The sequence below is a fragment of the Paraburkholderia sp. BGA-UO-ETr-F21 genome, assembly GCF_059567925.1.
In genome coordinates this window covers 1-16,784 of the sequence record NZ_JCAQOY010000031.1, presented here as the reverse complement: position 1 = coordinate 16,784, position 16,784 = coordinate 1, and the positions used below count along the sequence as shown (strand labels likewise).

Sequence of the window (16,784 nt, the reverse complement as noted above, 5' to 3'; positions counted from 1 at the left end):
TTGGCTCTTTCAGTCGCAACCATCCGGTTGCGAGCAAAACATCGGCCTTGGTTGCTCCCACCGCGTGCCCTTCTTCGTGACCACGAACTCTTGCGTTGGAGGCGGGACGTTTTCAATGCGTGGCTTCTGAACCGGGAGTGAGTAAGCGGGAGTCGCGCGGACGAGCATTGATGCAGCAGGATAGTCTGTTTCGGCCTTCGTCAAACCGAAGCGAGCGCTTCACATCGCGCGCCTCACGACCGTCCGCTAAGCGGTGGTGAAATAGCCGCCGAATGGGCCGCGACAAAGAGATGGCTACCGTGTTCGAGATTGCGAACGGAAAGCAATGTGAGGTGGGCCGCCGGGAATCGGTTCCGCAAGGCGTGGCAACGTCCATCTGAGACCGCCATCTACCCCTTCAGCAGGATTTGTGGGTCCGCGCCCAATCCCTCCGCGAGCTTTTGAAGATTGTCTAGCGTTATGTTCGTTACCGCCCGTTCCACCTGGCTGACGTACGTGCGATGAAACCCGCAATCCACACTTAGCTTCTCCTGCGAAAGGCCCTTTGCGTCACGTAGCCGGCGCACGTTCGCGGCTAGTATTCGGCGCAACCACGGGTCGACTTCCTTCTTATCAAATTCGTCCATGCTTGGAGATTCGCCGAACGACGCCTGTTCGTCTACTCATCAAACATCTACTGTGTTTACACATACCGTGTAAACATCTACACTGCCGGATATACCAACCCTGTTCTCGGACTGCAAACGCGCACTTCGTGTTGAGCTGGGTGCGTTGACAACTCTGGCGGTAGCCGGCGGCCGCGTGGTCGCGCCGTGCACTGGCAGGCACAAAAAGGGGCAGAAGTGGTCTACGTATTTTTCTGCGTGAGCGGCGCTCTCGGCCCATTAAACCTAAATTTCAGGGTGCCGCCGTGCCACGGTGAGGTGGCAAAAATGCGCAGGCTCGAGTCCGATGTTTCGCTTTTGACAGAGACGTTGTGCGACTACCCTGGTGTGGCCATAGTCGTCGGGAACGCGTGGCCGTTTCATTACAGCCTCGACTCGCTGCGACAGGCATTCTCTACACTCGGGCGGCGTGTCACAAATTTCGTCAGCACGATGGCTGACCGCCAAGAAGAAGCGATTCTTGATTTCATGAATGGCCGCACCGAGCCGTACGTGGTCGTTGCCTCCACGGAGTCTGAGTTTTCAAAACTCACGGACGCTCGGCGCGTCGACGTTGATATGCATCTGGGATTCAACGAATCAGCTCAGTCCGCTCTGGTGGGGCAACTGCGGGCAATCGGGGAGCCTGCAATTCGGGAACTCGCGTTCGACGACATGCTCCGTGCAACCGTCTCAGGTCATGCCCTTCGCCGGGCCAGCAGGATGCTTTCGCTCGTGCACGCAAGGGACGACGTAGAATTTCAGCGGAGGCTTCGCTCGATACTCGGCGAGGGGTAAGCAAGCGGACAGAAAGACACGACGATGCACACTGCAAAAGTTAGGTTAACGAAGCATAGATGGGAGGGCGTACTCTGTGACATGCTTATCTTCATCTCAACATCCGGTTCGCCGACGGATTCGAGTCCTGCCGTCACCGATTCGCAAGTTGTCAAACAGAGTTCGGCGTAGGCGGCCCTGCTGTCATCGAACTGTTTCTCCAGCAATTGCGACTGTCCTTCTAAGAGGGACCCATACATGACGCAGGCGAATAAACCGGGCGAGGTCGAAGAACTCTCGCTTGACGCCGCCGCGCGACTACTGGGCGTTCCGCGCATAGTCGTCAGGAAGCTCGTCGAGGACAACGTGCTCCCGAGTCGCATCGTCAAAACAGGTTGCCGTCAGATACGACGGATACCGACGGCGGCCGTACAGGCGCTTCGCGAGAAAATGCGTGCAATACACAATGCGGCGCTGCGCCGACTCATGGACATCGGGGCGTGTGGGCCTCTACGACGCAGAGAATGATGACCTCCCGAAGCGAAGGCTGAGGACCAGAAAGAATCAAGAGTGGTCACTTATTTTCGCGCACTAGAAAGGCCGCACGTGCTGGTGGAAAAGTGCGGTGCCGCCCGACGAGCCGGGTCCCACCTGGAATGGGAGTTCTGTAGTTTCAGATAGAGAGTCCGGCGCTACGGCGACCAGCGTTTGCTGGTCGCCGGTCTCATCCGCATTTTTACGCACCGCAACACTAACGCGCGGTCTGACTGGAGGCGGCACTATGGCTAGCCTCAACAATGCAGGAGTTAAATGATGGAAGACGGTGTCATGACCGAACAGCGCACGACCAAAACACAGCGCAGTCTCTTGCCACTCAGAGTGTCAGATGACGCCTTTTTCCACGTGCGCTACGGTAGGAAGACCGGCGATGCCTCGGAGAGCGCTTTTATTGCACACACCTTCGCTAGCGTTCGAGATTTACTCGCGAAAGCAGATTCGGCTAGGCCGGCTGTGTATTTGTGTTCAAAGGCAGTTAGCGGAGACATGGTGGTTCGGCGTGTCGCATGCGTTAGAGAGGTGCCGGGTACAAACATGTGCATCATCGATTTCGAGGATGGACGCGGTGTGATTTGGGACGAAAACACGTATCTCAGTTCCGACAGCTTCTACGTGGAGGTAGGCGTGCCGCTGAGCGTGACGCAATTCGCCAGCATCGCCGCGCGTGTGGCAAGCACCGGCAATGCCGAACGCGAACCGAAGGATACGGTTCAAGGCGAAGGCTGACATTCAGCGGCTGCTATGAATGGCAAAGTCGACAGCATCACGAAAACGGAGCGGAATCGGCAAGTCTTATTTCTGGATTTCGACGGAGTGCTTCACCGCTTTGGGGTCGTTCGCACCCGGAGAGGCATCACCAGTATCTCTCCTTCCGTGCGGCTTTTCGAATTTGCGCCGATTCTCGTCGAATGCCTTGCCCCGCACGACAGTGTAGAAATAGTTCTTTCGACGTCGTGGGTACATCATTTGGGCTACCTGCGAGCGAAAAAGGCGTTGCCGCGAGCATTAAGTGAGCGCGTGGTCGGTGCGACATATCACTCGAGGTATTTCGACGCCGACACGTGGGCGTCGAAGGCACGCGGGACTCAAATTTTGCGCTACGTCCTGACCCATCGTCTGACGAGTTGGCTCGCAATTGACGATGAAATCATTGGTTTCGGTGAGCATCTGTCTCACGTCGTAAGGTGCGACGAGAATTCTGGCTTAGGTGACGTCAGGACTCAGACGTTACTCCGCACTCGACTTTCAGAGCAATTCGGATAACGAAATTTCAGCAGGTACACAATGCAACACGTCCTATTTTTAGACATCGATGGGGTCCTTCATCGAGGCATCGCACGTCGCTCTGGAAACCGTGTGATGAGCAGCGCGCCTAACATCAAGCTGTTTGAATACGCCATTGTGCTTGATGACTTGCTAACTCCCTATCCTGATGTAGAGATTGTCCTATCGAGCGACTGGTCGTTCGTCTTCGGGACCGAATTGACGCGCAACGCAATCCCGTCTCAAAGTCTACAGAACCGCATCGTCGGTGCGACCTTTGATGGATGCACTTTGAATCCTGTCGTTTGGCCGCTTCTTCCACGGGGAGCACAGGTTTTAGACTACGTCTCGCGGAACGCACCGCTGAGGTGGCTCGCCGTAGATGACCGTGCTGACGGATTCGAAGCGCACCGGCAGAGGCTGGTCCATTGTCAAACCGATGTCGGACTGGGCGACAGTGCAGTCGTCGAGCAATTCCGCGAGCGCCTCCAGCGCTTCTTCACAAAAGCTCCTAATGATGACGCCTAGAACTGACGCGCATAGGAAAGCTACCAATCCTGACCAAGGCCCCGCCTCAATATCCAAGAGCCGACCGAGCAGGCGATTGAAAAGGCAGCTATCGATAGCAATCGACCTTGGTCTTGCTCATGTCGTAGCGGAGCTAACGCCACGTCGCTACGTTGAGTTGATGACAACGGGGAGTGCCGAGATTGGTCGGGCGCTCAAGGAGGCGATTCTAGACGAACAATTTGAGCGGCGACGTAGGGCGAGAGGAAAGGCTAGTTGGTAGTTGAGACTCGATTTTAATTGGGAACAACGTTGAGGAGAGAAAGAATGTCCATCTACATCGAGCTAGCTGGAGAGGATGCCGAAATCGTCTGGCTTGCGCATTGGTCGATACGCGAGACCGCTGTCTATTGTTGCTAACAACAGATGCATGGAAGGCATACCTCACTACAGGCCGTCACTATCGGGCAGTTACAATCGCAGGAAAGGTAAGGAGCGAGCGATGGCCGAATCGACCATGACATCCAAGGGGCAGACCACCGTTCCTGCAGAAGTCAGAGCCGCACTTCACGCTGAACCAGGCACCCGTCTCGAGTGGCAGGTGACACCAGACGGAGACGTCATCGTCCGCGTGAAGACTCGGTCGATTCAGGACCTAGCTGGTGGGTCGGTGAAGACGGACAAGCAGTGGATGTCGAAGATATGAATTCATGGAGTAGCTAAATGGCCTCTTTGGATACGATGTGCTTGTTGGGTATCTTGTTCGTAATGACGAACGGCCAAGCTCCTTTTCATACTTTCGACCGCAAAGCCACCCGTATCGCCGGCACCGTAGCGCTCTGACACCCGTCCGGCTTTCCCCTCGCAACATCCACCCGGACAACCGGACCGGCCGAACAGGCAGGCAGGCGTCCGACTTCGCTCAGCGCAAGCAGTTATACGAGGACGAGGCTATCCTCGTTCATTGAGCTGTCGAGGGCCTTGAGGTCCAGTCGTGCGCGTTCCCGACCGGCATCGGTCAACCGGAACGCTCGCGGGTCAACCGGATGTTGGGTCACGAAGCCGGACTGTGCGAGCAGAAAGAGCGCGTGAACCAGGATGTCGCGCATTTCCTCAGCGGTCGTCAAAAGTTGACCAACGGCCTGATTGCGCTCAAGTCCTTCATCGCCCAGCAGCACTCGATAACGGTCCTTGACAGCTCGGCCGTTATCAAAGTCCTCTATGCAGCGCTCGCACACGACAGCGAAGTGCAGGTTCAATACATGGGTGTTGACGACCTCGGCGACAAACTCACCGGGCGACGCGTCTTTGAAGCGCTCAACCAATTCCTGCAAGGTAGATAGCGCCAGGCGGTCCCCGTCTTCGACAAGACTTTCGGCAGGAAGGTGTTTCGCCTCTATCGCACACCAAAGCAGCGCACCGAGCGCACTCGCCACCGCATCGCCTTCCGTACTGTCTGCGCCATGGCTCAACTGGAATCGCGCGTCGAGTTCCATCAGCTTCATGTGCCGTTTGAGGTCGAGTTGAGGCTGGTCAAGTCCTGCGAAGTATAGGGAGGGTGAAGTCCCTTGCGCGCGCTCGAACGCCTTGAGCAGGGCCGCCAGCGTCGGTGCGGGTGCCTTCAGATTCTCCTGCGCCAGCTTACCTACTTGCTGTGCAATGGCTTCCAGAGTTCTGGGAACGACCACTGGTTTTCCGTTTGCATCCCGGCTGAAAGACTTCACCATCGCGTGATGGATGCGCACTTCGCAGGACCTGAAGAGGGTCTCGAGCGCGACCTTCAGGAACTTGCGCAGTTGCAGGCTTTGCCAGACGCGCTGGGTGCGCTCCAGGTCCATCAAATCAAGCGGGGTCCCGTTGGTGGCAAACCCTCGGGCCATCGTGTGGCGAATCCGTTCGACGTCGACGTAGCCCGGCACTTCATTGGCGAGCTCTTCTGCCGCGAGCGCACGTAGCGCAAGCGTCAAGCCGTCCCGTCGCTGACGAAAGTCTTCGGTAAGCTGAACAGCGGGAAGCTCGGGATAGAACTGAGCCGCGAAGGCCTGTTGTTCCGCTGTCGTTGGCTTATCCAGGCGCAGCACTTCCCAGAACGCGTCCAGCTCGTCGGAGTTAATGTCAGCGCTGTAGGGGTCCCGGAACCACTCCACCGCTTTCGGGTATTTGCGGGTCACCAGTTTTTCAAAGGCCTCCGCCAGCGCTTCGCCACCGTCTGTCAGCTCCAGGACATTGTGGTAGCCGGGCCAGCGCTCGACGAACTGGAGTCCGTTGGTGATGCTCGGACCGTACTCGTCGGGGCCCAGGAAAGTTGTTCCGTCGGCCCCGCCTGTGTCCTCGTCCAGGTCGTCGGATTCCTCGTCACTCGCCGAATAGCCCCCGGGTGTATGCATATCACGGTAGTTCAGGTTTCCCGACACGCCATCTTCCGGCCAGCTGCGGGTAAGGCCCGGCAGGGCGCGAACCCGCGCGCGAGCGTTGGCCCATACGAGCATGAGCTGGATTTTGGGCAGCCCCGCATCAAAGGCGTTCTGGATGTCATCTTCAGACGGCTCGTCACCGAGATAGTCCCAGATTTGCTGCACCATCCAGCTGATGGCGGAATAGACCCGGATGTACCGGGCCCGGTTGTTCAGGCCGGGATACACCTGACGGTACAGGGCCATGACCGTCGACTGAACACCAAGCGGGTCTCGACCACGTGAGGTTTCAGGCCGCGACACATATTGGGGATGGGAAAACATGCGTTGCTCCTTGCGTGGTCAAACGTCGGTGTAGCCGAAAGCCCAGCGGGGAACGTTGCCTGCGGCAAGGCGCTCCTTGGACAACCCGATAAAGATGGGCTTTTTGCAACGGGTGTGGTGAACGGCAACTCCGTCACGCGTGAGTTCGGTCACGACGTCCCGGTCATCGAGCGTGTGGTTGCAAGCCGGGCAGCGGGTGTCCCGTTCAAGGGGGTGGATGTCCGCACTGATGATGCCGAAAACCGGGTCTTTCTTCTGGTACTGGAGGCGATGCTGGCGTGCGCGACTCATCATCTCGTAGATGGGCTTGTACCGTGCGAGCTGCGGGACGTCTCCCTTGCCATCATTGAAAACGGAAATCACAACCGCTTCCAGTTCTTCGCGCGTCGCAAGAGACTCCGCAAGCGTGAGTGCGCCCTGAAGCACCTCTGCCCGAAGTGCTTCGTCAAGGTCCTCGAAAGGGTGTGTTCCGAGCGCGTTGTCCGCGAAATCGAGCCACTCGTCAGCAGTCAACGTACGCTGCATGAAGACTTCTAGATTCTGCTTAACCTTGGGTGGGTTGACTGATTCGCCGCCAAAAAACACAGTACAGGCCGCGACGCCACAGAAGAGTTCGAGAAGACGCATCCGGTTGGCGTCACCGTAGTCGTATTTCGAGTATTTCGAGAACCATTGCTTCAGGGGCTGCCCCAGCGCGCTGTGGTCAATCGCATTGTCCCCGGCAATGTCTCGAAGGAGCTTCAGATTGCTCGACAGGTGCTGGGCGAAAGAGACGGCCACCAAAGCCGGAATCCAGACTCCCATGGCATTGACGTTCAAGACCAGCGGCAGGGTTTTGAGCATTTCTTCAAACGGGTTATCAGGAAGCTTGCGACGAGGGCGTTTTCTCGGCGGCGAACGACGAACCGGAGCGGGTTTGTCTTCAGCATCTTCCTTTTCGTTGTCTGTTTCAGGGTCTTCGTGTTTGTCATCACGAAAACGAACAACCTCAGCTACCGGTTTGCGCAGGCTTGCAAACGCAGCGGCGAGGATTTGTCGTGCGGTCTTGGGCGAAACCCCCAACGCTTTCTGCTCTTCAGGCGTCCACTGGTCGAAACCGGTCTTGGGAGCCGGGGGCTGAGGGACGGTAACCGTGGCGCGGGATGCAGTTTGAACGGGTGCGTTGGCAATGCGTTGCTCCCGCGTCAGCACCCGCCGGAAATGTTCCAGGATGGCGCGAAGGTCCCGCTCAGAGGGCTTTCCAGCTGCGATGTTCGAAGCGGCTTGCGCCAGGTCCCGGTCAACCGGCGGAAAGGCCAGCACCGTCTCGACATTGAGCCAGCCAACGGCCAGCACTGGGTCATCTTCGTTTTCAACCAGCACCTTGAGGCGCAGGGAAAAGTCCGTGTTGAGTTCCTCGGTGGAAACCTCAACGGAAAAGACACCGTTCGAGGCGACGCGAACTTCCGGAATAGCCAGCTCACAACGGTTGCGGGACCAGATTTCCAGCCGGACAACCTGTTCGCTCGTGCAGGGAGCAAGCGTTCCAGACAACCCCTTATCCGTCAGGGTGGCTTCAACACAGACCCGGGAACCCCAATCCTCGTCCCCCGCCTCTGCACCGTACTCACACGGCACAAACTCGTCGGGTTTGGCGACGACTTCCCACTTGAAGGGCGAGGCAGCCATCTTGCGGACGAGGCCCACTTCGACATTGCGCGTTTCGCACAGGCTTTGTCGCGTGGCGTTGATGGACCCGGTCAGCACCAGACAGGCTTCAGTGCTCCGGATTTCAATGCACTTTGCATGAACCGTGCGGGGAGACATCCCGGTATCGGCTTTCACAAAGGAGTGCTTTTTGGGTAGGTGAGTCGCGTTCTTGTCGAACGGTGCCACGTACACGTAGCTGGCCTCGTTCTCGGACCACTTCGGCAACAGCGCGATGCGCGTGCGCAACACGCTGCAACGCTCTGCCAGGCGACCGACTGCCTCGGCGGTCCGGGAGTGAAAGGGAGAAAAAACCGTCAGCTCAACAGGATTGTCCAGGTCATTCTCGGCCAGCAAGCCCAGTTGCTCAAAGGCAGGGGTGTCCAGCGTATGGATAAGCCACGCCGTGCGCGGCGCATCCCTGACCGAGGCAGGCGCAGCGGCTGCGACCTCCCGGGCCCGGGTTGCATAGCTTTTCAGGGTGGAGGTGACATGGGCCGAAAGTCCGGGCCGGGTCAGAAACCGGTCGACGAACTCCGCAAACTCTTCAAAAACGTGAGGGTGCTGGCTGGCGCTGACCGCGTCAATGACCTCCAGATTGCCGCCTTGCCCCGGCTGCGTCAGGTTGCCGCTTCCAATGACCAGTGTGTCGTCGGTGCCGCCATGGAGGTACGCGATTTTGGGGTGGAAGATGCCTGCCTTCTGCATGGCCACCGGTGTGACCCAGAAGGCGTTGCCGGCATAGGCACTGGCACTTTCCGCGCCGACCTTGCAGGCTTCCTTCGAATCGACAAGCAGGTCAATCTGCTCGCACCCGTCTGCCCTCAGGATGGGCAAACAAAACGATTCAAACCAGCTCAGACTTAGGGTAAAAGTGGTAAAGAGTGCCCGCTCGGGTCTTACAACCTTCAAAAGGTCAGTCAGTCTCGGTTTCATGCGCCCCCGCTACGCCGTTTTTATTGCCATTGATTTTAAACGTCGGGGGGCTGATGTGTGCGCAGAATTCAGTAAATTGCTTCAATAAACGCAAAACTTAAGCGGGGCTTGTCGCTCGTGAACAGCAAAAAGGAGCCCCATGAGGGGCTCCTGTAAGTCAGATTACTGCTCTGCGGATATCTCGTCACGACGACCCAGCTAAGCAAAGGCCGCCTGGCTTGTGACTCGATAGCCTTCGTGGTTACTGCGGGTTTTTCTTCGCCTGCGACTCGAGGTCGTCGTTGCGCTCAAAATACATAGTAATGCTTAGTAACGCTTAGCGGACCGAGTGCGCATTGTACGCGTGTGACCTTCTCGCTTATGAGCACGACCGTGGCTCGTCGTCGCAAAGCTTCCTGACGTCATAGCCCACCATGAAGAGCGCCTTCTCAGCCAAGATAAATTCAGATTTCCCGACAACCTGTTCAATGCAACGCGCCCCCAATCTCGCAAATTGCGCGCGTTGGGAGTTGCTTATTAAGCGCAAGTTTGGGAACGTGAGATGGCCGCAAGACGGGTCGCGCCGTCGCTTCTCCTCCCGTTCGGAAGGGAAGCGAAACGGCTCCGGGAGAGCATGAGAAACGCGGCGCGCGACAAGTCCGAGAGCTGCGGTAACTCGCCCGTCAAAAATCAACACATCTTGCGTTGGCGCGTTCCAGCCCGCTGAAAAGTCCAATGCTGCGGCAGCGAAGATTTTAGTGGTCCCGGAAGTCATCGGGATGGCCTCATCCGAGAATAGTTCGCTGAGCGGGGAAGTCGATGAAGCGCGAAGCGCGCGTGTTGCCATCTGGATGCTCGAAATCAAACTTCCGCACCGCATTTGTTCATCCAGCCAGTCAAGACGCGCCGCGTACCTCCGCCCGCGCACACCGCCCCAATCGAGAATCTTACGACAGACAACGTTCGTCAGGAGTTCATCGCTGTTGTTCATGGCGCATTGAAGGGCAGCCCCCAACTGCTCGAAACTTCCCGCTGCGTGCTGGGTCCACGAGTACCGAAGGCCCGCTTGCCGCAAACTGGAGCACCACCAGACTGCCGACCCTCCGCTCTGTTTGCGCCAGTCGGCGAAGACCGCCGCGCCCCGTCCACGAAGTCTCGTCCGATAGCAATGAAAGTGACCTGCGTGGCAGGCCTCGGCAGATGTCGGATTGGGCGCTGCCGCGCTACATGGGCCGAGCCACAAACTGCGGATAGATTCGATGGTCGCCGAAGACAGTCTATGGCCTTTTTCTGCTCGTGCTTTGTCTGGACCCTCGACTGCCGCAAGCCAACTGCTTTGGTACGGACGCAGGCCTGCGATAGGCTCCCAGTCATGAACAACGCCGTCTGACTGACCCGGTCCCTTCCATTCTCTCTCGAGTGTTTCTAACTCCACAGTAACCCCGGTAGCTCGTCGCACCACTCGTTCGTGGTGACTCGAATTCGTAATCTCAGCGGTACGTCACGTTTCGACCGACAACACTTTATTCAAAAGTCGTCGGGAAGAGTCTCGCTTGCCGGCATCGCGTCGAATCCGAACAACATGCGGAGCAGGCGAACCTTGTGGGTGGCCCCTTCGAGCTTCGGCCGAATACGGGCCTTCAAGTCATCGAAGTGCTGTTCCTTGAGGCGCAATTTGCGTGTGTGAAGTGCAAACGCAAACTCGCAAGCGGCCTCGCCTTGTCGGCGGTTGTGCTGCTCGAAGATGTTGGCCAGCAGGTCCAGCATGAACTGGCTGGCGCTGGCCTCCCGCGAGTAGTCCAGCTCGCTGGGTCGCGCGCAGCGCAATAGTGCTGCCTGAATTGCCCCATCGTTGTACCGTGTAAAGTTCTCCGGATTGAGGATGACCTGCTGGAACGCGTCTGTGGCGAGCCGGTCGTCTTCATCCGTGAAATCCTCGCGCTCTCGTGCGTTTTGGAGCAGCGCGCCGGCTGTCACCAGAACAGCAGCGTTTGTGTCGTTCGCTTCCGTGTAGAAAGGGTCCCAGTACGCGAAATCAGGACGAAGTCGCATATCGTCAACGAGGTCGTCGTCACGCGCCATGAAGACCGCATTCCCCAAACCGTTCGCCGAGCCAGCAAGGAGCTCGAAGCGCGCAGCGAAAGCGTCGCCCAACTTTCGTTGGATGTTCCGAAACGCCTGGGACTCTTCCTCGAAGGATTCGTCGATGCCTTCCCCGACAGCGACTCCCGCGAATCGCTCGATTCTTATTTCAGCCTTCGTAGCCGAATGCCTGAGATTCTTCGGAAGTGCGTCGAGCTGGGCCGCAGTCTCCGCAATCTGGGCTCCGATAAAGTAGGTACGCGCGCCCGAATGAACGTCGCGTAAGTCACGGCTTATCGAAAGCAGGCGCGTACCACGGCCAACCACAGCTGCAACAACCAAAATCCCAGCCGTACCGTCCAGCTCGGCTTTACCAGATTCGATTTCGCTATCGCTCACCAGAGTGAGCGGGGTCGCTCGATGCATTACCTCCTGCAGCTTCTCAGCGCAGTATTCTGCAATCCGTCGCGATGCTTCATCGTCTTGGTAGACGATGGCGCTTACCGATGCGGGGGTCTGCTGACTCACCAGCTTGTCGGCGAAGTTCCTGAAGCCGAGGTTATCCCTCAGCTTACGTCCATCGAGATAAATGGGGCGGACTTTGGCGGTCGGAATCGGACCGCGAGCTTGAACAGCGAGCGCGCCGTTCAAACCGTAGGCCTTGCAGAAGTCAGAGACCTTTGGCAGCCGATGTTGCATCTTTCGGAGCAGGACCGACTTCGGCAACAAGTCCTCCGGAGCGAACCGCTCGCCAACGATTGGCAGGTCCTTCAGGTGTTTGTGGTGCGGGCTGTCATCGCGGCTCTCCGGCGCAGGAAGTGCAAAAAGTGCGTCCTCGGCGTCCTTCGCGTTCACCAGCGTCAGGAGCGTGACGACCTCGGTGGCGTCGCATTTCACTTTCTGCTTCCAGTCGCGCTCCAGATTCATCGACGATGATGCGGAGATGAGTGTGAAGGACGTGCCATGAAGCGGCGCATCGATTTTGTCTATCCCTTCGTGCGAATGGAATGTAACCACGCGAGGCTTGGCAACGCCGAACAATGTGCAGTACATGTCACGCAGCGCGTAAGCCACCGCAGCGATACCCATGGTGTCGACAAAAATCACGTCGAGCTTCGCCCCGACCTTCATGGCGCGATTGCAGAGCTTCTCGAGCAGGGCGAAGGCAAGGAACTGAACTCCTTCAACTTCGGTCAAGGCTTCTTCGGCGCGCAAGAAGTGCGTCGAGCGCTTTTGAGACGGTTTAACGAAGGTGAAACCCGGGGGCGCAACGATGGAAACGTGCTTGGCCGAGAAGAGCTCTTTGAGCCCCGCTGTCCGGATGGCTGTAGTCTGCTCGCGGAACAACCGCTCGAGGTTAGCAACCGGGTTGGTGAGGGCATCTACCTGGTTGATGGTGCCGTCGTGGCCAAACGAGCAGATGCAAAGACAGACTTTGTTCGACGTACGGTTCAAAGCCTGAACGAGCAGCGATTGCTCGAACGCTTTCTTGACCTCGGCAGCTTCCTCTGACTCGCAGATGATAGCTACCACGTCAGGCGGATTGATGCCTTGTAAGCCAGCCTCGATTGCATCGGCGAGGTTCGCTACGATGAAAGTGCCAGGCGGCTTGAACAGGAAATGAAAGTTTCGGACCGGCGAACTGCTTTCGAGTACGCAATCAAACGCAAAAAAGCCCTTCATCGTGGCACCGCCGTCGTCATGGGAATCACAATCGAATACGACGCGCCTACGGTGTGGCTGAGTTCTCTTCTTTCCTCAAGCCAATGCATTGGTTCGAATACGCCGGCTGGTGTGTTCGAAAAATCCTGGACGAGGCAAATTCGTCCCGTGCGAAGGCGAAGATATGCGTTCAACTCGCTCAGTGTTTTGAGTACGTAGGTAAGGCCACCTCCGCTGGCATTCGTGTCTTTCGTTGTCTGGTGCAGAGCGAAGCAACGCTTGACGATGGCGACCTCTTCGTCAATGGAAAGAGCACCTGCCGACGGCGCGCCGTATCGTGACATCCAACGGCGCACGAGGCCGGGGCCAGTGTCGAGCACCGTCAACTCCAAAAACGACGTACGCTGAAGCGGGGAATCGCCACCAGGGGCGGCCGCCGCATGAGCGGCAGAATGCTCTGCGAGGTATTCGTTGAATACCGCGTCGTCGGAGACGACCTGCTCGTGCAGAGCTTCGCGGTCATAGGAAATGAACTTCGCCATGAGGGCCCGAACGTTTCTAACATACGGTCTACCGTCTTCGTCGACAGTCGCGTGCTCATCAGTGTTCTTGAAGAGCTCGTATATCAACGTCCCAATCGAGGTATTCGCTTGCTCGGAAACCTTCCACTCCGCTGCGGGCGCGATTGCAGTGATTATCTTTGAGGTGAGCGAGACGAAATCCGCTCGCGAGCGCAGCGCGCCGGGCTGCGGCCGGTTGTAGAACGGAAGAAGATATTCGTTCTTCGCCCGTGCAAAGCAACAGAGGAAAACGCCTCTGCCGCGCATCGTGTCGCGGAACTGACTCTCCTGCATCGCTTGGATTCTGGCGACACCAAACGAAAGTGCCTCCCGAGTCGATAACGGGTCTTCACGTCCCGGCACTTCGACCGAGCCTGCGAAATATGTGGATACTAGCCCGTGAGGCTCTTGCGCCAAGGCTTCCATCGGGTTGCTGTCCACGTGTCCGTATAGTCGGAGGGCGGAATTCGCCTGGAGGCGCGACCACGTCGCGACGTACTGTATCAGCGCTGAGGGAACGCCGACTGCACCGCCATATCGGAGGGCGAGTGGAACGCGCAAAATCGGGTTGCTGCCAGCCGCATCGTATTCGGCTTCAATCTCGCGAAGGCTGACAGCCTGCTGGAATGAAATCATAGGGAGAAAGTAGAACGCTCAGTGTTCAGGGCACCGACAGCCGCCTGCGATTTCCAGTTCCAGGTCATCGAACGCGGCCTTCACGTCCGTTCGATGCCACGAGCATAGTCAACTGACAAAGCGTGGCACGACGGACACGGCCGCTGGGAGCTTGTCGTTCGGCTCCCTCGGGTCGGTCAGCGAAACGCCATTCTAGCCTTCGCTACATCTGGCTGCCTACCGAGGGCCGGCGAGCCGATGCGGGTGCTTTTTCAAGCAGGTTGCGGGCGGCCGGTAGTTCGCCGCCCCCCCAAATGCTCGCCAGCCGGCATGGTGCAATTGAAGCCCTGCCAGGGAACGGGCGGCCGAGTCGGAAGCGCTCCGCCGTGGATTCTACGAGGTCGGTCTCAACTGCATCAATCCGGAGCGCCTTGGCTCACCGGTTCGACGAGGCGAGTTCGGTTAGCCTCACGGCATCTGCTCAGCAGAAATTGCGACTGACTGCCGTAAGCCCACCGAGCAGGTGCGATAGGTCGACCAGCCGTTGCGCGACCAGGTGGCGGACCTCGCCCTCGCACTGCCACGTTCCGTATCCCGCAAGCAGCGACGCGCCCAGCGCTTCCTGCCGGAACTTCTCCTGCAGGGACGGCCAGATAATGACGTTCACGTTGCCCGTCTCGTCCTCGATGGTCACGAACATCACGCCGTTCGCAGTCCTTGGCCGGTGACGTACCGTGACCAGCCCGAAACCACGAGCGAGTCTGCCATTGCGGTAAGTCATGTCGTGGGCACGCGCGTGGGTCGACTCGCACGGATAAATGCCCGCTCAACCACGTCATCAATCTGGATGGTTGCGAGCCACGGCGAAGCCCGATTGAAGCTCTACAAGGATTATCCGGCACCAAAGGCGCTTGGCCGACGGGAACCATATGCAATGCAAGACTACCCCGCACCGACGCGGTATATCGCGAACACCCAACTGGACGCCGAGATGGCGATGGAGGACCGGCGTCTGCGATTGATGGGTTGCGGAGCCGGTAGTTCAGAAAATTCACGCGCTTGGCGTTGCCCACTTAGCCAGCTGAATTGCAGTGCGGGCCGGAAGGTCGGTACGAGCGTCAGGCGGGCGGCTACCCATGGGTGTCTCGAGAACTGATGTTGCAATGCAAATCTACTCGGAATTCGCATGCGTATTGGATATCTCCTTGTGCCAATTTGCCGGGAGAGCCCTGAACGTGAGCGAGTCAGCTCCGCCAGACAAGGTTATTCGAACCTTCGGGTGTGCCGGATTAAGTATCGGGAGGCGGCGCATGAGCTTTTTCCGCACGGCAGAGCCTGAGGAGGACGATTTCGAGACAGTCGCGGGTATCATTCTGATTTTGCCCCCTTACCCGGCATCACATGAATCAAGACCTGAAAAAGACGCTATGGGCCGCAGCTGACAAGCTGCGCGCTTCCATGGACGCAGCCGAGTACAAGCATATTGTGCTCGGCTTGATTTTCCTCAAGTACATTTCGGACGCGTTTGATGAGCGGCGTGCGCAGCTTGGTGCGTAGGCGAGGACCATGGGGAAGTGGAAACACAAGGAATTCGGACTGAAACGCCACCTGCGGAAAAATCGACGGCCACATCATGACGAGGCTCTCTACGACGGAAGATTCTGATGTCGTCGAGGCGAAAATACCATGCATATGCTCTGGCCAGAACCGATAGATGCACATGCAAGTAGTCCTCTGCGCGTAGCTGTGAAGCTGCTATCGCCGCATGACATGCTCGTAAAGAATCGCAATGTTGAGAAGTCAGTCGCTACGTATTCCAATGCGGAAATCATAGGTACGCGATATGACTGACGCGAGTAGGGTTCGGTCGCTCAGCTTGGCTTGCCTTATTTCGCTAACCAGTCTCGGGGAACATCTGTGGTCGAATTTGGGAAGGTTTATGTCGCATCTAGCTCTGCAGCAAAGAGCTCATTGGCGGATGGCGATATCCTGATTTATCCGTCGTCTGATACGTGGAACGATTTTGGTTATCAGACATTCTGCGAATATGCAGTCGGTGGTTACGATTTCGGAAATAAGATTCGGCTCGCGTTCTTGAATGACGCGGAGTCTGTCCGGGCCACAATTTCAGAGGGGCTCAAGGGAGCACCTGGGCCAGTCGAGATAACACAATTCCCGGCTTTCTATTCAATGCACCTCGACATGGACGCTTATCGAGATGTGATGAGTTCATGGGACAGGGACCAAGCGAGAAGTTTTCTGCTCGCGCTTCATGATGTGCCTGTTACTCGGGCATTGGAACCATCGGCATCTTGGCTTTCTGATGCAATCCATAGTGCGCAGTTTCAGATGTCGTTTATTCGGTCTTCGGAAACTAACTTCGCCTACCACAACGCGGCGAGCTTGCTGAGCGGCGTTGAATTCGAAGACATCAACGTTGCAGCGCCGACGGTTGCCGTAGACTTCCAACTTGACGGATTTGCGTCTCCACACCGCTTCGAATTTACCTTTTCGGGCAAGTCACTGCCGCCGCGTCGCATCGCTGTAGTAATCGGGAAGAACGGCGTAGGAAAGAGTCAGACGCTCAACAAACTCATCCTATCCGCGATGGGTGTGCACCCTGGAGGCAACTTCCACGATGGGGAAGGGGTTATGCCTAGAGCGTGTTAGGCACTTTGAAGTACTGGCACTGCGTGAACGAGCATGAGCATTGCGAAGACCACGAAATGAAGTCCTGCAAGGGTTTCGGGCAGCCGTTCATAATCACGTGCGAGACG

12 protein-coding genes and 3 pseudogenes are annotated in these 16,784 nt (G+C 57.5%); 7 read left to right on the top strand and 8 right to left on the bottom strand.

Annotated features, from left to right (window positions below; genetic code table 11):
* Positions 1–389: 389 nt before the first annotated feature.
* Positions 390–626: a helix-turn-helix domain-containing protein gene (locus tag AC57B1_RS19905; protein WP_496418396.1), complete on the bottom strand. Its 237-nt coding sequence runs from the start codon at positions 624–626 to the stop codon at positions 390–392.
* 306 nt (positions 627–932) lie between these two features.
* Between AC57B1_RS19905 and AC57B1_RS19900 the strand changes: the two genes are divergently transcribed.
* The 5 genes from AC57B1_RS19900 to AC57B1_RS19880 all read left to right on the top strand — a co-directional run bounded on the left by AC57B1_RS19900 (position 933) and on the right by AC57B1_RS19880 (position 4,455).
* Positions 933–1,442 carry a hypothetical protein gene (locus tag AC57B1_RS19900; RefSeq protein ID WP_496418395.1) on the top strand — a complete coding sequence of 170 codons (510 nt, stop codon included), beginning with the start codon at positions 933–935 and terminating at the stop codon, positions 1,440–1,442.
* Between the two features lie 789 nt (positions 1,443–2,231).
* Positions 2,232–2,705, top strand: a complete 474-nt coding sequence (locus AC57B1_RS19895; protein WP_496418394.1) for a hypothetical protein — start codon at positions 2,232–2,234, stop codon at positions 2,703–2,705.
* Between the two features lie 15 nt (positions 2,706–2,720).
* Entirely contained in the window at positions 2,721–3,242 is a 522-nt protein-coding gene (locus tag AC57B1_RS19890) for an HAD domain-containing protein (RefSeq protein WP_496418393.1), read from the top strand.
* 21 nt (positions 3,243–3,263) lie between these two features.
* On the top strand, positions 3,264–3,770 hold the full coding sequence (locus AC57B1_RS19885) for an HAD domain-containing protein (protein WP_496418392.1): 507 nt from the start codon (positions 3,264–3,266) through the stop codon (positions 3,768–3,770).
* Positions 3,771–4,251: 481 nt separating this feature from the next.
* Complete coding sequence (locus AC57B1_RS19880) at positions 4,252–4,455, top strand: AbrB/MazE/SpoVT family DNA-binding domain-containing protein (protein WP_496418391.1); 204 nt, start codon at positions 4,252–4,254, stop codon at positions 4,453–4,455.
* A gap of 229 nt (positions 4,456–4,684) precedes the next feature.
* On the opposite strand, the gene AC57B1_RS19875 is transcribed toward AC57B1_RS19880, so the two are convergent.
* The 6 genes and pseudogenes from AC57B1_RS19875 to AC57B1_RS19850 all read right to left on the bottom strand — a co-directional run.
* A complete protein-coding gene (locus tag AC57B1_RS19875; RefSeq protein ID WP_496418390.1) occupies positions 4,685–6,487 on the bottom strand; it encodes a hypothetical protein in 1,803 nt (600 codons plus the stop codon).
* A gap of 18 nt (positions 6,488–6,505) precedes the next feature.
* Positions 6,506–9,109, bottom strand: a complete 2,604-nt coding sequence (locus tag AC57B1_RS19870) for a phospholipase D-like domain-containing protein (RefSeq protein ID WP_496418389.1) — start codon at positions 9,107–9,109, stop codon at positions 6,506–6,508.
* Positions 9,110–9,467: 358 nt separating this feature from the next.
* Positions 9,468–10,079, bottom strand: coding sequence for a hypothetical protein (locus AC57B1_RS19865; protein WP_496418388.1), 612 nt, complete (start codon positions 10,077–10,079; stop codon positions 9,468–9,470).
* Positions 10,080–10,615: 536 nt separating this feature from the next.
* Entirely contained in the window at positions 10,616–12,853 is a 2,238-nt protein-coding gene (locus AC57B1_RS19860; RefSeq protein WP_496418387.1) for a hypothetical protein, read from the bottom strand.
* Positions 12,850–13,833: a hypothetical protein gene (locus AC57B1_RS19855; protein WP_496418386.1), complete on the bottom strand. Its 984-nt coding sequence runs from the start codon at positions 13,831–13,833 to the stop codon at positions 12,850–12,852. Before AC57B1_RS19855 ends, AC57B1_RS19860 begins: the two co-directional genes overlap by 4 nt.
* Positions 13,834–14,488: 655 nt before the next feature.
* A pseudogene (locus tag AC57B1_RS19850) lies at positions 14,489–14,785 on the bottom strand (OB-fold nucleic acid binding domain-containing protein); the annotation flags it as partial.
* A 623-nt stretch (positions 14,786–15,408) separates the two neighbouring features.
* Here AC57B1_RS19850 and AC57B1_RS19845 point away from each other — a divergent pair.
* Together AC57B1_RS19845 and AC57B1_RS19840 are read left to right on the top strand one after the other, a co-directional pair.
* Positions 15,409–15,561 (top strand): annotated as a pseudogene (locus AC57B1_RS19845) (type I restriction-modification system subunit M N-terminal domain-containing protein); the annotation flags it as partial.
* Between the two features lie 363 nt (positions 15,562–15,924).
* The gene (locus tag AC57B1_RS19840; RefSeq protein WP_496418385.1) at positions 15,925–16,677 is read left to right on the top strand and encodes a hypothetical protein; all 753 of its coding nucleotides are present in this window, start codon (positions 15,925–15,927) and stop codon (positions 16,675–16,677) included.
* Here the strand turns inward: AC57B1_RS19840 and AC57B1_RS19835 are convergent.
* Positions 16,674–16,784, bottom strand: a pseudogene (locus AC57B1_RS19835) (IS5/IS1182 family transposase); the annotation flags it as partial. The gene AC57B1_RS19840 and the pseudogene AC57B1_RS19835 sit on opposite strands and share 4 nt — an antisense overlap.

Bases quoted from the DNA above. Each gene is read 5' to 3' on its own strand.
- AC57B1_RS19865 (WP_496418388.1), bottom strand. From the start codon at position 10,079: ATGAACAACAGCGATGAACTCCTGACGAACGTTGTCTGTCGTAAGATT.
- AC57B1_RS19880 (WP_496418391.1), top strand. From the start codon at position 4,252: ATGGCCGAATCGACCATGACATCCAAGGGGCAGACCACCGTTCCTGCA.
- AC57B1_RS19870 (WP_496418389.1), bottom strand. From the start codon at position 9,109: ATGAAACCGAGACTGACTGACCTTTTGAAGGTTGTAAGACCCGAGCGG.
- AC57B1_RS19860 (WP_496418387.1), bottom strand. From the start codon at position 12,853: ATGAAGGGCTTTTTTGCGTTTGATTGCGTACTCGAAAGCAGTTCGCCG.
- AC57B1_RS19885 (WP_496418392.1), top strand. From the start codon at position 3,264: ATGCAACACGTCCTATTTTTAGACATCGATGGGGTCCTTCATCGAGGC.
- AC57B1_RS19905 (WP_496418396.1), bottom strand. From the start codon at position 626: ATGGACGAATTTGATAAGAAGGAAGTCGACCCGTGGTTGCGCCGAATA.
- AC57B1_RS19900 (WP_496418395.1), top strand. From the start codon at position 933: ATGCGCAGGCTCGAGTCCGATGTTTCGCTTTTGACAGAGACGTTGTGC.
- AC57B1_RS19895 (WP_496418394.1), top strand. From the start codon at position 2,232: ATGATGGAAGACGGTGTCATGACCGAACAGCGCACGACCAAAACACAG.
- AC57B1_RS19875 (WP_496418390.1), bottom strand. From the start codon at position 6,487: ATGTTTTCCCATCCCCAATATGTGTCGCGGCCTGAAACCTCACGTGGT.
- AC57B1_RS19890 (WP_496418393.1), top strand. From the start codon at position 2,721: ATGAATGGCAAAGTCGACAGCATCACGAAAACGGAGCGGAATCGGCAA.